Annotated in this window: 10 protein-coding genes and 1 tRNA gene; 7 read left to right on the top strand and 4 right to left on the bottom strand. The window is 36.4% G+C overall.

All coding sequences use genetic code 11. The features are described 5' to 3' along the window. Nucleotides 1–263 precede the first annotated feature (263 nt). Nucleotides 264–1,523, top strand: a complete 1,260-nt coding sequence (locus GQO80_RS10860) for a Y-family DNA polymerase (RefSeq protein WP_157208379.1) — start codon at nt 264–266, stop codon at nt 1,521–1,523. A 31-nt stretch (nt 1,524–1,554) separates the two neighbouring features. Next, nucleotides 1,555–2,286, top strand: a complete 732-nt coding sequence (locus tag GQO80_RS10855; protein ID WP_157208378.1) for an SOS response-associated peptidase — start codon at nt 1,555–1,557, stop codon at nt 2,284–2,286. 725 nt (nt 2,287–3,011) lie between these two features. On the opposite strand, the gene GQO80_RS10850 is transcribed toward GQO80_RS10855, so the two are convergent. Next, nucleotides 3,012–3,815 carry a hypothetical protein gene (locus tag GQO80_RS10850; protein WP_157208377.1) on the bottom strand — a complete coding sequence of 268 codons (804 nt, stop codon included), beginning with the start codon at nt 3,813–3,815 and terminating at the stop codon, nt 3,012–3,014. A gap of 106 nt (nt 3,816–3,921) precedes the next feature. Between GQO80_RS10850 and GQO80_RS10845 the strand changes: the two genes are divergently transcribed. After that, on the top strand, nt 3,922–4,398 hold the full coding sequence (locus tag GQO80_RS10845; protein ID WP_157208376.1) for a thermonuclease family protein: 477 nt from the start codon (nt 3,922–3,924) through the stop codon (nt 4,396–4,398). An 83-nt stretch (nt 4,399–4,481) separates the two neighbouring features. On the opposite strand, the gene GQO80_RS10840 is transcribed toward GQO80_RS10845, so the two are convergent. The 3 genes from GQO80_RS10840 to GQO80_RS10830 all read right to left on the bottom strand — a co-directional run bounded on the left by GQO80_RS10840 (nt 4,482) and on the right by GQO80_RS10830 (nt 6,248). Continuing rightward, nucleotides 4,482–4,555: transfer RNA gene (locus GQO80_RS10840), tRNA-Ala, on the bottom strand. A 6-nt stretch (nt 4,556–4,561) separates the two neighbouring features. After that, nucleotides 4,562–5,356, bottom strand: a complete 795-nt coding sequence (locus tag GQO80_RS10835; RefSeq protein WP_157208375.1) for a universal stress protein — start codon at nt 5,354–5,356, stop codon at nt 4,562–4,564. 250 nt (nt 5,357–5,606) lie between these two features. After that, a complete protein-coding gene (locus tag GQO80_RS10830) occupies nt 5,607–6,248 on the bottom strand; it encodes a 2OG-Fe(II) oxygenase (protein ID WP_157208374.1) in 642 nt (213 codons plus the stop codon). 109 nt (nt 6,249–6,357) lie between these two features. On the opposite strand from GQO80_RS10830, the gene GQO80_RS10825 reads away from it, so the two are divergent. The 4 genes from GQO80_RS10825 to tamL all read left to right on the top strand — a co-directional run bounded on the left by GQO80_RS10825 (nt 6,358) and on the right by tamL (nt 15,403). Beyond that, nucleotides 6,358–6,810, top strand: a complete 453-nt coding sequence (locus tag GQO80_RS10825) for a 6-pyruvoyl trahydropterin synthase family protein (protein WP_157208373.1) — start codon at nt 6,358–6,360, stop codon at nt 6,808–6,810. A 173-nt stretch (nt 6,811–6,983) separates the two neighbouring features. Beyond that, a complete protein-coding gene (locus GQO80_RS10820; RefSeq protein ID WP_157208389.1) occupies nt 6,984–7,736 on the top strand; it encodes a UDP-2,3-diacylglucosamine diphosphatase in 753 nt (250 codons plus the stop codon). 162 nt (nt 7,737–7,898) lie between these two features. Continuing rightward, nucleotides 7,899–12,974 (top strand): translocation/assembly module TamB domain-containing protein, encoded by a 5,076-nt coding sequence (locus tag GQO80_RS10815; RefSeq protein ID WP_232333160.1) that lies wholly within the window; start codon nt 7,899–7,901, stop codon nt 12,972–12,974. Nucleotides 12,975–13,126: 152 nt separating this feature from the next. Further along, nucleotides 13,127–15,403, top strand: coding sequence for a translocation and assembly module lipoprotein TamL (gene tamL, locus GQO80_RS10810; protein ID WP_157208372.1), 2,277 nt, complete (start codon nt 13,127–13,129; stop codon nt 15,401–15,403). Nucleotides 15,404–15,433 lie beyond the last annotated feature (30 nt).

Below are 15,433 nucleotides of genomic sequence, written 5' to 3'. Positions count from 1 at the left end.
CTTTACAAATAGAATCGATTTTTAGTGGTTCACTTTCATCCGCTGTAGGTGGTTCACTTTCACCCGCCGCACTATGCTCACTTTAATCCGCTGTGGGTGGTATACTATGCCCGTTTTTTGCACTAAATTACCTGAAAGTAGATTTTTAGATATTTTATGCAACAAACTTGTAAATACACCCTTTAATAATTCAATATCATTTTTGTTCATTTTTTAACTTTATTTTTATTTAAAAGTAATAATTTCAGCTTTAACTTTGGTTTATGTTTGCACTTGTAGATTGTAATAACTTTTACGCTTCCTGCGAGCGTGTTTTTAATCCCGCATTAAACGGTAAACCTGTTGTGGTATTATCAAATAACGATGGGTGTGTTATTGCACGTTCTAACGAAGCTAAAGCATTTGGTATTCCAATGGGTGCGCCTGCATTCGAGTATAAAAAAATCTTTGAAGAAAAAAACATAACTGTTTTTTCTTCAAACTATGCCTTATATGGTGATATGAGCAGCCGGGTAATGAATTTACTTTCTGAATTCACACCCGAAATCGAAATATACAGTATCGATGAAGCCTTTTTAAAATTCTATGGTTTTGAATACTACAATTTACAAGAAATAGGTATTCAAATGCGAAACCGTGTTACCAAAGGCACAGGTATTCCAATTAGTATCGGTTTTGCACCTACAAAAGCACTTGCTAAAGTGGCCAATAAAATAGCAAAGAAATATCCCGAAAAAACAAGTAGTGTTTATGTAATTGATACTGATGAAAAAAGAATAAAAGCCTTAAAATGGTTGCCAATTGAAGATGTTTGGGGCATAGGTAGAAAACACGCTAAAAGACTGAAAGCATTAAAAATAAACAACGCTTATCAATTTACACAACTTTCTGATGATTGGGTGCGTAAAAATATGTCAGTTGTTGGGTTGAGGTTAAAACACGATTTAGAAGGAAAACCTACGTTAGATTTTGAAAAAGTAGCCAATAAAAAAATGATTGCTACTACACGATCATTCGAAGGGATGCTAACTAACTTTCAAGATGTTAAAGAACGTGTTTCTACTTATGCAGTTTCGTGTTCAGAAAAATTAAGACGTCAAAAATCCCATTGCAATATGGTTATGGTTTTTCTACACACCAATGGTTTTAGAAAAGATTTACCTCAATACGGACGAAATATTGTTATTAAAACAGATTACCCAACCAATTCAAGTTTCGATTTAATTAAATATGTAAACATCGGTTTAAAAGCTATTTTTATGGAAGGCTATCACTATAAAAAAGCAGGTGTTATAGTAATGGGACTTACACCAGACAACCAAAAACAATTTGCATTATTTAATTCTGAAAATCCAAAGCATCAACCCATAATGCATATTGTAGATAGACTTAATACATCGTATGGCAACAATAAGGTAAAGTTTGGCAGTCAGTCATTAGGGCGACAATGGAAAATGAAACAAGAACGTTTATCACCTCGTTATTCTACGTGTTTAAATGAAATTATTGAAATTAAAGCATAATTAGTATCTTTATATTTCTAAGAATAATACAATGTGCTTTCATACATCACAAACTAAAAAAGTTGTAAAGCTTGAAAATCGGTATGGTGTGTCATTATCAAATCCCGATGCAAGGGATGCTTTTGATATTCCTAGCTATCATTTAAATGGGTTTTCGCATCCCGATATGCTTATCATTCCACAAGAAAAACCTTCAGTCATAGCACCTGCTCTTTGGGGTATTGTACCAAGTAACAAAAAACCTGAACAAATAAGAGATTACTACAAAGAATCGGTACAATTTGGCGGTGGTTTAAATGCACAATCCGAAAAACTATTCGAGCATTTTATTTATAAACATTCAGCACTAACTAGACGATGTATAATTCCAGTAACAGGTTTTTTTGAACCCCACGAATACAAAGGAAAAAAGTACCCATTTCACATTAAAAGCAAAGACAACGATGTTTTGTCTTTAGCAGGGTTATACACCATTATAGAAAACGTAGTAACCTTTACAATTCTAACAAAAAAGGCGTCGCCTTTATTTGCTAAAATTCATAATAAAAAAAACAGACAACCAATTATTCTACAAAAAGATTTTGAGGAAGATTGGTTGAAAAACGATTTAAACGAAAACGGCATTAAAGAATTAATGAATCTTAATTTTAATGAAGAAGATTTAAGTGCATACACCGTAAGTCGAGATTTATTTCAAATGAAAATCAATACAGATATTGAAACAATTATTGATGAAGTTAAATATGAAGGTGTTGTTATTTAATGCACAATTTAAAAGGTTTAATGTTTTCATTGTTTTTTGAAGATGCCATTACGCAATTTAACAAACCTTATCAATAATTTGTCAAGTAGCACTTTTAAATAAAGGTCAGGCATCCTCAAAAATCAAATTAGCCCACAAGAGTATAATTTTTTATTTGCCAAGCACCATTAGATAAATTACTTTTAAAAGGTTTGATGTTTTAGTTACATTAAACCCAAATCATTTAAACTTCAAAATACAGTTTTCAAAACACAATTCGGCATCAAACCTTCATTAAAAGCAATCAGATAAATCCGTAAAGCAAATAAAAAATCATACACTTGTTTCGCTGCTGCCAGCGCACTACGTAAGTTAATAATTGGGGAAATCTACCATTTCCCCAAACCCCTATGGTTGCAATTTTTTTTAAAAGAACGCCAATAAAAATTTGTTTTAAAAAATCATATTTTGAAAGTGGCATTCTTTCAAAAAAAACAGCGAAAGAATTAACTAACCACGCCACAAATTGCTTGTTGCCAAGTTCCCTGCACTTTTGCCAAAGCTAAATTGATAAATAAGTATAATTTTTTAAAATTTAATCATAGTTGTTTAGTAGTTATCTGCACCATGACAGCAATATAAGTCGGCATAATAGGTAATTTAATGCAAAATAAAAAACCCTCTCTTCCGAAAGGGTTTGTTTTGCAGTATTGCAAACTTTGCAGATATGCAAACTAATGGTATTATTAGAATATTTCTTGAATTTTCATAGCATTACCTGCATTGAATAAATAGTATTTTGTTCCAACTTGTTGATAAAATTCAATTCCAATTGAGCCTAAAACAGCCACACTAGAAGATAAAGTTGGCGCACCGGGTAAGCTTGCTACAACATCAATTAAAGGTGCTACAAGGTCAATTGGTGTATAATCAGAATATCCAATATTTGAAATTTCATTTAGAACAGAATCAGCTGGTTCATATGCTCCAGTTGCAGAATTATAAACAAAATCAGATACTACAGATAAAGCATTTATAATTCGGAAATGTGTTGCACCTAATGGTATGTTTAAATAATTTAAAGGATTAAATGATGGTACATTTAATGTACTTTCGTTTCTGTCAACATTAACAGTTAATGTAAAGGGAGCACTAAAAACACCATTAAATGAAATATTGCGATTAAAATCTAACCCTTTTAAATATTGTGGTTGTTGTGATACTAAAACTGCACGTTGCCCTCTAGCTTCAGAACCATCTTCAATATTTATTTTTTTCATAATAGCAGTTAATCGTCCCGTAAATTGACTATCGCTCATTTGTTTCATTAATGATGATAAACCAACCCTAACAGATTTGCCAGCCATTGCACAAGCTGCAAACTCAGACATGTTTTCACGGGTACGAATGAATCCAGGTGCTGTTTTTACTTGTTCAGCAGTAGGACCACCTTTTAGTCCTGCAAAATAACCTTCGTTACCCTTAATTTTGAAGTGTCTTACTTCTCCTAATGTTCCGACATATTTAACATGTCCTTTCTGTCTTGCCATATGCTCAACGTTTTTTTAAATTATGTGAATTATTTCATTTAAATTTACATCATAATAAACTGATATACAACGGTTTAAATTAGGTAATTTAAAGCATTATAACGCAATGGAAACCATTACAATAAAAAACCTTCTGAGAATAGTAAAATATGTTGATGGAGATGGTATAATTTTGGAAGATATTATTTCAAAAAATGAGTTTGAAGTTCGTTTTTTAGGTATCGATGCTCCTGAAATGAAATACTGTAATAAAGTAAAGAAAGACGAAAAAGAATTAAATATTCCAGCTGAATTATTAATAAAATTAGGCTATGCTTCTTTAGATTATTTAAAAAAGAAAACAAAAGTCGGTGAGTTTTGCACATTAATTCAAGAAAAAAATAATCTTAAAGATAAATACGGTAGGTATTTAGGGTATTTAGTTTTAGAAAACGGCAAAGTATTAAACGAAATTATGGTCGAGAATGGCTATGCAAAGCCATATAACGAGGTTTTTTGTGAAATGCTACCCAAATACCAAGAACTATTTTTAAAGGCTAAATCAAAGAAAAAAGGCTTATTTAAAATAATAAATAATTTTTAGGTCAAATGTGGGCTAAATGTGGGCTAATAGTTAAAATAAAAACCCTAACTAATTGATTTTCAATTGTTAGGGTTTTAATTAAGTGGAGAAGATGGGGCTCGAACCCACGACCTCTTGGCTGCCAGCCAAGCGCTCTAGCCAACTGAGCTACATCCCCAATGTATTATTTTAATTCGCTTAATACCAAAACCGGCAAGTTGCTATTAAAATCTTTTTTGTAAATCTGGTTTTTCTCCCATTTTTTCATAAAAAACCCACGTTTGCGCCTTACTACACACAACATATCTGGGTTGTGCAATTTGTAATGCTCCAAAACACCATGGTAAGTGGTTGGATTTTCAGAAAAACTGATTTCGGATGCAATGTTAGATAATTCTTCGTTAACATCAAAATCTCCATCGCAATAATATGGTGTTTTTACCAAAAGTAAATTTACTACGGCCTTAAAATTGCTTTTTATTGTTTGCAAAGGTGCCAAAACACCCTCTTTTTTTATGATAGCCGATTTTACGGCCATCAATATATTTTCGATGGGTTTAAAAACATACCCTTCTGGAACTATAATGGTTGGTATTGAAGTTTGCTTTACGATTTTGCCAGAGGTTTTTCCTAAAAATAAATCGTCGTTTTCCGTATAGGTTCTGGGCTCGACCAAAATCAAATCGATGTTTGCCGATTTGCAGGCTTTTTCCAAAGTATCAATTAATTTGCCCTTTAGCGCCTTTACAACAATCTCAACGTTTTTTTTGTTGATTTTTGAAACCACATTGTTCAGATAATCAAGCGTATCTTCTTCTAAAATATGATCGATTTTAATCATGGTGCCCGCTTTGGTATAAACATTATATACTTGTACTACATAAAGTTTGGCGCCAAATGCTTCTGCAAAGTCAACAGCGTACTGCAAATTGCTTAGTTCGTTTTTTGAGGCTCCTACGGGTACTAAAATGTTTTTCATAATTCAAATATCAGCGCAAAAGTAAACAATTAAATTATTTTTAAATAAATATCTTGTTTTAGTTTCCATTTAAAACTTGGCCCATTAAATAGTGCTTTTTGTTACAACCCTAAATTTTTTATATTTGCAAACGTATTTTAAAAACGCTCCCATGGATGTTTTAAATTTTTTGAGTGGCAATGGCTTGTTTCTGGTTTTAGCCTTGGTCTTGGTGGTTATGTATTTTATAAATAGGCGAAAACCACGCTAACTACCGCGTTTTTAACCAGCCCGTTATACTTAGGCGCTGGGTGTTTACAGGCTTCACTTCGTGTTCAATTATCTGGCTTTCGAAAATGACCACGCGACCGGGAAACGGATAGATAACCTTTTCAACTTCTTCGCCGTTTTCATTCAAGTACAGCACCAGTTCGCCGCCATTTTCGGGCAACCAACCCGCTTCATTCAAATAACAGACTACCGATAATTTTCGTCGGTCATCATTTTGAAACGTATCAATATGTCTTTTATAAAAGGTGTTTTTTGGGTAAATGGCATAGTGGAACTCTTTTTGTAAAATGCCCAAAAAGCAGGTTTTGTTAAGATAGTTTACCAATGCATTTATTTTATTGAAAAACAAGGTTTCTGCGGGGTTGGCCTTGGTTTCGTCCATCCACAAAATCACATCGCCGCGTATCGATTTTACGATGGTTTCATGCAACTTATTGCCAATGGCCGCTTTTTTAAAAGCATCTTCTTCATACTTTTCCATAAGCGACTGCCTAAAAATGGCAACTTCTTCAGGGGTAAAAAATTGCTCGACCAAGCTAAATTTTTGGTGGGCGATATCAGAAATTATCTGTTCGTAAAGTGGATTTTCAACAAAATCGATAGCCTCAAATAGATGCCCCATATACCAATACATGAAATCTCCTGTCCGGAATGAACAAAAGTGCGCAAATTTATTATAAAAACGTATTACTTTTACAAAACGATTATCTTTGTACCCTAATTTATTTGCAATGAGCTTTATTCGCATTACCAAACAATTTTCTTTTGAAACCGGTCACGCCCTTTATGGATACGACGGCAAATGCAAAAACGTGCACGGGCATAGCTACAAACTGTCGGTTACCGTTATTGGGAAGCCTATTTCCGATACCAATAACGTCAAGTATGGTATGGTTATAGATTTTGGCGACCTAAAAAAAATAGTGAAAGAAGAAGTGGTTAACGTGTTCGACCACGCCACGGTTTTTAACAAAAACACACCGCACGTAGAGCTTGCCAAAGAACTTGAAAACAGAGGCCATAACGTATTACTTGTTGATTACCAACCTACCAGCGAAATGATGGTGATTGATTTTGCAAAAAAAATAAAAAAACGCCTGCCAGAGCACATTTCATTGCACTCGTTAAAACTTCAAGAAACCGACAGCTCGTTTGCCGAATGGTACGGTTACGATAATATTTAGGGGCAATACCTACCGTTTCTGTTTGCCAAGTTAAGGCTTTGCCTTCGGGTTGCCCATCTTAACATTCGAGCTTTTCACCACATTCAACTTAGCATAAATAAACTGTAAAACAACCCATCCATTCAAAGGAAAATAAGATGCCTGCTTTCACAGGAATTATTTATATTTACAGCATGCAAATTCCAAAAGGAAAAAAAATATACTTCGCTTCCGATAGCCATTTGGGGGCACCAACAGTAGCAGCCTCCCGACCACGCGAAAAGAAGTTTGTTGCATGGTTGGACAGCATTAAAAATGATGCCGCCGCCATTTTTTTAGTAGGCGACCTGTTCGATTTTTGGTTCGAGTACAAAACCGTCGTACCAAAAGGATTTACAAGAACCCTTGGCAAACTTGCCGAAATATCCGATTCGGGAATTCCTATTTATTTTTTTGTTGGCAACCACGATTTATGGATGAATGGCTATTTTAACGACGAGCTAAACATTACCGTTTACCACCAACCTAAAACCTTTACCTTTAACAATAAAACCTTTTTTATTGGCCATGGCGATGGTTTGGGCCCGGGCGACAAAGGCTATAAACGGATGAAAAAAGTGCTAACAAACCCAGTTTTTAAATGGCTTTTTAAATGGCTGCACCCCGATATTGGCATGCCCATTGCCCAATACCTGTCGGTTAAAAATAAATTGATTTCTGGTGATGAGGATGCAACCTTTTTGGGCGAAGACAACGAATGGTTAATTCAATATTCCAAAGAGGTTTTGAAGAAACAACATTACGATTATTTTGTTTTTGGCCACCGCCATTTGCCTTTAGAAATTCAGCTTAGCACAAATTCAAAATATATCAACCTTGGCGATTGGATAAACTATTATACCTATGGTGTTTTTGATGGCGAACTGTTGGTACTAAAAACCTATTGATTCCTTCACTTTAAGTCCTTTAAAGTTGGTTAAACTGCCTTTTTTAACAGGTTTTTTTATTGATTGGTTTTAGATGTTAGCAATTGAGTTACTAATAACATCAAAATTATCAATACCTTGGTATTTCAATAAATACATTTGCAAAATCTATAAAACTGCTTAGTGGCAAACGAAACCGAAATACAAAAAAACGCTCCAAAAAAAAAGCCAAACAGGATCCTAAAAATTTTAGGTAGGATTGTATTGGTTATTTTTATTTGTTTTATTTTACTGGTAGTTGCCATAAGAACGCCCTGGGCACAAAATTTTATTATTGGCAAGGTGGTTTCTTTTGTTTCTGGGAAAACACATACCAAAATAGCCATAAAAAAACTATTTATCACCTTTGATGGCGATGTGCAATTAGATGGCTTATACCTAGAAGATACAAAAGGCGATACCTTGATTTACTCAAAATCTATGGAAGCCAATGTGCCACTTTGGGCGATGGTACGAGGCAAAGGCATGGGCGTTGATGCGCTTAATTGGGAAGGTGTTCGTGCCAACATTATCCGGAACGATTCGGTTTCCGGTTATAATTTTCAGTTCCTGTTGGATGCCTTTGCCAGTAAAGATTCTGCAACAGTAAAAACCGATACCACTGCAGCACCAGTAAACATTGTGTTAGGAAGACTTCTTTTTAAGGATTTTGATATCGTTTTTAATGATGCCGTTGCCGGAATTAACAGCCGTTTTAAAATTGGCACGCTAAAGGCCCGCATGAAAAAAACCGATTTGGAACAGATGGTTTTTGAAGCTTCCAACCTAGAATTGGCCCAGTCTGATATTAAGTTCATTGAAAAATCGGTGCCAAAAACGCCCCAGGAAAAACCTTCGCAACTACCTTCATTTGTGGTTAAAAAATTACGTTTGGACCATGTTATTGCTTATTACAAATCGGATGACGCCACTATGGAAGCAAGCGTTGGAATTAACGCGCTTTATGCCGAAATACCCAACATAAATTTAACTTCCAAAACGTTTGAACTGGATGATTTCCGTTTAAAAAACTCGGCCATAACACTGCATACACAAACTGAAAAAAATGCGCCAACCCAACAGGCTGAAAAAGACCCTGCGCCATTTGAATGGCCTGCAATACGTTTTGCTATCGGTTCTTTGGATTTTGAAAATAATAAATTTAGCTATTTTGTAAATAAAACCAAAGCCAAAAGCGGGTACTTAAACCCCAACGCCTTGGAGCTGACTAATTTTGACTTGCTTGCAAACAGCATCCAACTTAAAGATAAAACAGCAAATTTACACATTGAAAACGCCCAGTTTAAAGAGCGTTCTGGCTTCAATTTGAAAGCGTTAAAATTAAATTTTAATGCCACAGATACGGCATTAACCCTTTCAAATTTTAAAGCGTCCTTAAACAACACGTTTATGGAAGGCGATTTACAAATGAACTATCAAGCGCTGGCGAAGCTTTTGGAAACACCCGAAAAATCGAAGGTGGCCTTAAATATCCCAACCTATAAAGTGGCACTTCAAGACCTATTCATTTTTCAACCTGAATTGAAAAAAAATGAAATACTCAATACATTAAGTAAAAAAATAATTTCGGGCACAGCAAAGGCCGATGGCTATCTTTCTGCCATAAATTTAACATCGCTTCAGGCAAATTGGGGCAATAGCACTAACATTTCGGCAAACGGCACGCTTCAAAATATTACCAATCCTGAAAAAATTCAATTCAATATTCCGCGCTTTTCAGCTTCAACCACCCGATCGGACGTCGGTGAATTTGTAAGTGAAAAAGCATTGGGCGTTCAACTTCCTAAAAACATACACCTATCGGGCTATTTAAAAGGAAGTCCAAACGACTTAATTTCAAAAGCGAAACTAACCACATCGCAAGGAACGGCTATTTTAGATGGACGCTATAAAAATAAAGAGGCGGTGGCTTTTAATGTTACGCTTTCTATTGAAGATTATCAACTGAACGAATTGCTGCAAAACCCAAAACTAGGGAAATTAAATGGCGTAATTAAAACCCAAGGAAAAGGAAAAAACATCAACACGCTTGATGCTAGCATGGTAGCAACGGTTTCCAGTTTTAAATACAACACTTACCAGATAAAGGATTTAACATGGAAAGGCGACGTAAAAAACGGGAAAGGAACGGTGGTTTCAAATTATAAAGATTATAATCTGGATTTGGCTTTAAAAGCCAACGTAGTGTTAGATTCGGTGGCACCCGAAGCACAGGTGGTGCTTAACCTTAATGGTGCCGATTTACAAGCCCTTGGCTTAATGGAACGCCCTGTAAGAACGGGCATGAACATGTATGTAGATTATAAAGGCAACAGCACGAATTATGATGTTACCGCGCGTATTGATGATGGCGTGGTAGTGTACAACAATAAAACCTATTTGATGGGCGATTTGAACGTCGCAGCACATGTGCGAAAAGACACCACATCGTTCCGTATTAAAAACAAATTGCTAGATGCTGAACTGCACTCAAACACCGACCCAAAATCGTTTAGTACCGCATTGCAACATCATGTGCGAAGCTATTTTTACAGTACCAAGCAACCTTTGGATAGTTTGCCGCATCCCGTAAATTTAAAATTGCGGGCACATATTAGTCAAGCGCCCATTTTAAACGATGTGTTTTTGGTAAACATGAAACAATTGGATACCGTAAATATTGCCGTCGATTTTAACCAACGGGCCAAAGTATTAAAAGCAAACATTACGGCACCCCATATTCATTATAGCGGTTACGAACTGGATAGCCTTGATTTTGCCATGAACACCAATAAGGAAACATTCAATTTCAATTTAGGGTTCAACACCTTGAAAGCAGGCCCTATCCATATTCAAAAAACGGTTTTTAAAGGCAATCAAGCCAATAATAAAATGGCACTTGAATTTGTGGCCTTTCATAATGAAGAGAAATTAATCGCCATTGCCAGTGACATTACGGGAACCGACAAACAATTGCGTTTTCATGTTGTTCCAGAAAATTTAATAGTGAATAAACAAGCTTGGAACATTCCGAACACTAATGAAATACTGATCACAAAAAATAAATTAGCCTTCAACGATTTTAAATTCAGTAAAAACAACCAATCTATTGAAATTACCGATAAATCAGCTTCCTCTTCCAAAGATAATATCGCCATTTACTTCAAGGATTTTAAATTGAGCGACTTTTTAAGCTATTTGAATCCAGATAAAAAGCTGGCAACCGGAAACCTAAACGGCCGTTTTGTAGTTGAGGAACCGTTTACCAACACGGGTTTGGTGGCCAATTTGGATATTTCCCAACTTAGTTTATTGAATACCCATTTGGGAACATTGAGTATGGATGCAAAATCTTTGGGAGGCAACAATTACAATTTTAAGGCCGCCATGAAAGGTGGCGATGTCGATTTGGACCTAACAGGCGATTATGTAGCCAATAAAACGGGCGCAAACCTCGATTTAACGCTCGATATCAATACCTTTAAAATGAAAGCTCTAACAGGGTTTTCACAGGGTGAAATTACCGATGCCAAGGGAAGTTTTTCAGGAAATTTCAAATTAAATGGCACAACAACCCAACCAAAATATGAAGGAAGCATTACCTTTAAAAATGCCGATTTTAAAGTAGCCGTGTTGAACGCGGGTTTCGGCTTAAAAAACGAAACCATAAAAATTACCAACGAAAAACTGGCAATGACCAATTTTATCGTTCGTGATGAAAACCAAAACACTTTTGCGGTTTCCGGAAACATAGGCACGGAATCGTTCATCAACCCCACCTTCAATTTACAGATTAAGGCCGATAATTTCCAATTTCTAAACGCCACCAAAGAGGACAACGATTTTCTGTACGGTAAGGCCAGTTTTAATGCCGATGCCACCATTACGGGCGATTTGCAGATACCAAAAATAAATGCTTCCCTTACTGTTGGCTCCAATACCAATGTTACCTATGTTGTGCCGTCGTCGTCCGTAAATATCGAGGAGCGCGATGGCACGGTAATTTTTGTAAACCGTAAAAATCCAGATGCCATTTTAACCAGAACCAAAGAAAAAACGGCCACCATCACGGGTTTTGATATGGCTGTAAAATTAAAGGTACTTAAAGACGCTGCGGTTACCATTGTAATTGATAAAGAAACAGGCGACAATTTTAAGGTATCGGGCAAAGGCGATTTCGACTTGGCAATGAACCCGAACGGAAACATCACGCTTGCAGGGATTTATGAAGTGGATAGTGGCCATTATGAAATGAACCTGTATAATTTGGTTAATAGAAAGTTCAATCTCAACCCCGGAAGTCAGGTTACCTGGTCTGGCGACCCGCTGGATGCAAAATTGGATGTATCGGCAACTTATCAAGTAAAAACTTCCGCTTCTTCTTTAATGGCTCCTGTTTTTTCCAATGATGACCCTTCGGTAAAAGGAAAATTCCGCCAAGTATTGCCATTTTATGTGTATTTGAATATTGATGGCCAGTTAATGCAACCAAAAATCGCCTTCAACCTTGATATGCCCGAAGATGAAAAAGGTGCCATTGGCGGACAAGTATATGGCAGGGTGCAACAACTAAACCAGCAGGAAGACGAGCTTAACAGGCAAGTGTTCTCGCTATTGGTGCTCAATCGGTTTTATCCAGACCCGGGAAGTGATGGCAGCTCGGGCGGCGTGGTTTCCATGGCGCGGGATAATTTGAACGATGCCGTGTCCGATCAACTCAATACCTTTTCCGATAAATTATTTAACAAATCGGGGTTTGAACTTAATTTTGGATTGGATAGTTATACCGACTACCAAGGAAATGCACCACAAGATAGAACCCAGTTGGATATTGCTGCCCAGAAAAAACTGTTCAACGACCGTTTAATTGTAAGTGTTGGCAGTGAATTAGCTATTGAAGGTAGCAGCGACAATGAAGAAGAAACACCACTTATAGGCAACGTAAGCATTGAATACCTACTTACTGAAAACGGCCATTACCGCTTAAAGGGTTTTAGGCGCAATGAATTTGAAAATGTTATCGATGGGCAAACCATTATAAGTGGCATTGCCGTAATATTTACACAGGAATTTAATAAATTCCATGAACTTTGGGAAGCTTTGTTGAAAGAACAAACCGAAGCTGAAAAACAAGCAGAAAAAGAACGAAAAGCAACAAAAAAAACACAGAAAAGAAAAGAGGAAACGACCCAGGAAAGCATGGAAAAGAAAAAAAATTAGCCTTTGTTGTACGACTAAAGTTTATAGACCGCCGTTAGAAAAAGAACAAAGAGTAAAGTTGATTTTAAAGAATTGAAGAATACCATAAAGCAGATGGCCATTTTTAAACAACGCAACTTAAATCTAGAACCAAAAAATTAAATTTGAAAAAATTGAACTTTCATATTAAATATCCGCTCATTTCAGTACTTATTATAGGAAGTTTTTACGCCTGCAGTGTAAACAAGTTCATTCCAGAAAACGAGCGTTTATATACGGGCGCATCCCTTAACATCACATCAGATTCCATCATCCCAAACGCAGATGCCTTAAAAACGGAACTGGAAACGGTTATTCTTCCAGAGCCCAATAAGAAATTTTTGGGCATGTACCCCAGACTGTTTTTTTATTACAAAAACCAAAAAGAAACCCCGGGCTTTTTAAACCGCTGGCTTTTTAAGAAATTTGGCGAAGAACCCGTCTATCAATCGGATGTAGAAACTTTTGTGGTAGAAGATTTATTGTTAAACCGACTTGAAAACCGTGGTTTTTTTTACAGTAGCACCGCTTCAAAATTTGAGGAAAAACAAAAAAGGGCCTCGGTAGCCTATCAAGTAAACGTTACAAAACCCTACCGCATGGCAACCTATCAATTGGATACCTTGCCTGCACCCATTTACGATGAAATTGGAGAACTCATAAAAACTTCGCCCTTTAAAAAAGGCATGCGTTTTGATTTATCTAACATGAATCTGGAACGGGAACGCATTGACTTTGAATTAAAAAACAAAGGCTATTACAACTTTAACGACCGTTTTTTAATTTTTGAAGCAGATACCAACCAATACGCCAACAAACGTTTTGATTTGTTTTTGAAGCTAAAAAAAGACGTTCCCAAAAAAAGCATCATTCCGTATAAAATAAATAAGGTAAACATTTTTACCAATTATGAAGTTGCCGATTCGGTTAAAACAGAAACCATTCGGTACAACGAGAAAAATTTCATCCAAAATGAAGTTTATTTCAAACCCAACTATTTAGACCCGTTTATTAAGTTGGAAGAAGGACAACGCTACAACCCCCAGACCTCAAAAAATACGGCGCGCCGTCTTTCAACCATTGGGGCCTACAAATATGTTAACATTCAATATAAGGAAACAGATACGTTGGCAACCGATAGTTTAGGTTTTTTGGAAGCCAATATTTACCTATCGCCCCTAAACAAACGTGCCCTTCGCGCCGAATTGCAACTGCTTACTAAATCGAACAACTTCACAGGGCCCGCGTTGGCATTAACATATAGCAACCGAAATGTGTTTGGCGGTGGCGAAACCATGAATATTTCAACAAAAGTGGGGTATGAAACCCAATTTGGTGCCGATAAAAATACGGGGAGAAGTAGTTTGGAATTGGGGCTGAAAGGCGAACTTATTTTCCCAAGGGTTTTATTTCCCATTAAGATAAATGAAGATTTTTTTCAGTACGCCATTCCTAAAACAAAAATGTCGCTAGGGGTCGATTACCTAAACAGAACCAAACTGTACACCTTACTTTCTGGAACGGCACTGTTTGGATATGTGTGGGATGCCAACCGTTTTATAACCCATGAGATCAACCCAATTTCAACCAGTTATACCGAGTTGACCAACACAACACCAGAATTTGAGCAAATATTAAACGATAATCCCTTTTTGCGTCGCAGTTTCGACCAGCAATTCATTTCTGGACTCACCTATTCCTTTACTTACAATGGTATGGTTGATGCCCAAAAACGCCAACAGTTTTATGTTAATGCCACTTTTGATATTGCCGGAAATTCCATTGGCCTTTTAGGAAAAGAACGTGCCCCAAATGCTCCAAAAACCGTTTTAGGTTTGGAATATGCACAATATGCCAAAGCCGATGTTGATTTGCACTACCATTACAAATTTGGAAAAGAACAAATATTTGCCGCACGTTTTTTTGCGGGCTATGGGTTGGCTTATGGCAACTCGGAGGTTGTACCTTTTGTAAAGCAATATTTTTCTGGAGGGCCTTACAGTGTGCGCGCTTTTAGAATTCGTGGTTTAGGCCCCGGTACTTATAATGAAAAAGACAGCGCAAATACAGGTAATTTTTTTGACAAAACAGGAAACATCCGTTTGGAAGCCAATATAGAATACCGTTTTCCAATTTGGTCGTATTTTAAAGGTGCCGTATTTGCCGATGCCGGTAATATTTGGAATTCCAAGGAAAACCCCACGTTTGGCGGCAAAGATAAATTTACCGGCAATTTTATAAACGAATTGGGCATGGGTGCCGGTATTGGCGTTCGTGTGGATATTCAAAGTTTTGTGATTCGATTTGATTTGGCAGCACCGTTTCACGACCCGTCGTTACCAAAAGGTAAGCGTTTTAATTTCGACCTAAAATCGCCCATTCTCAATTTCGGTATTGGGTATCCGTTTTAATGAACTGGACTTTATTTCAATAAAACAACA

It is taken from the genome of Mariniflexile maritimum, from assembly GCF_009746565.1.
Taxonomy (GTDB): Bacteria; Bacteroidota; Bacteroidia; order Flavobacteriales; family Flavobacteriaceae; genus Mariniflexile; species Mariniflexile maritimum.
This window is presented reverse-complemented; position numbering and strand designations above follow the sequence as displayed.

Excerpts from the sequence above, each read along its gene's own strand:
- GQO80_RS10860 (WP_157208379.1), top strand. The coding sequence starts at position 264 with ATGTTTGCACTTGTAGATTGTAATAACTTTTACGCTTCCTGCGAGCGT.
- GQO80_RS10855 (WP_157208378.1), top strand. The coding sequence starts at position 1,555 with ATGTGCTTTCATACATCACAAACTAAAAAAGTTGTAAAGCTTGAAAAT.
- GQO80_RS10850 (WP_157208377.1), bottom strand. The coding sequence starts at position 3,815 with ATGGCAAGACAGAAAGGACATGTTAAATATGTCGGAACATTAGGAGAA.
- GQO80_RS10845 (WP_157208376.1), top strand. The coding sequence starts at position 3,922 with ATGGAAACCATTACAATAAAAAACCTTCTGAGAATAGTAAAATATGTT.
- GQO80_RS10835 (WP_157208375.1), bottom strand. The coding sequence starts at position 5,356 with ATGAAAAACATTTTAGTACCCGTAGGAGCCTCAAAAAACGAACTAAGC.
- GQO80_RS10830 (WP_157208374.1), bottom strand. The coding sequence starts at position 6,248 with ATGGGGCATCTATTTGAGGCTATCGATTTTGTTGAAAATCCACTTTAC.
- GQO80_RS10825 (WP_157208373.1), top strand. The coding sequence starts at position 6,358 with ATGAGCTTTATTCGCATTACCAAACAATTTTCTTTTGAAACCGGTCAC.
- GQO80_RS10820 (WP_157208389.1), top strand. The coding sequence starts at position 6,984 with ATGCAAATTCCAAAAGGAAAAAAAATATACTTCGCTTCCGATAGCCAT.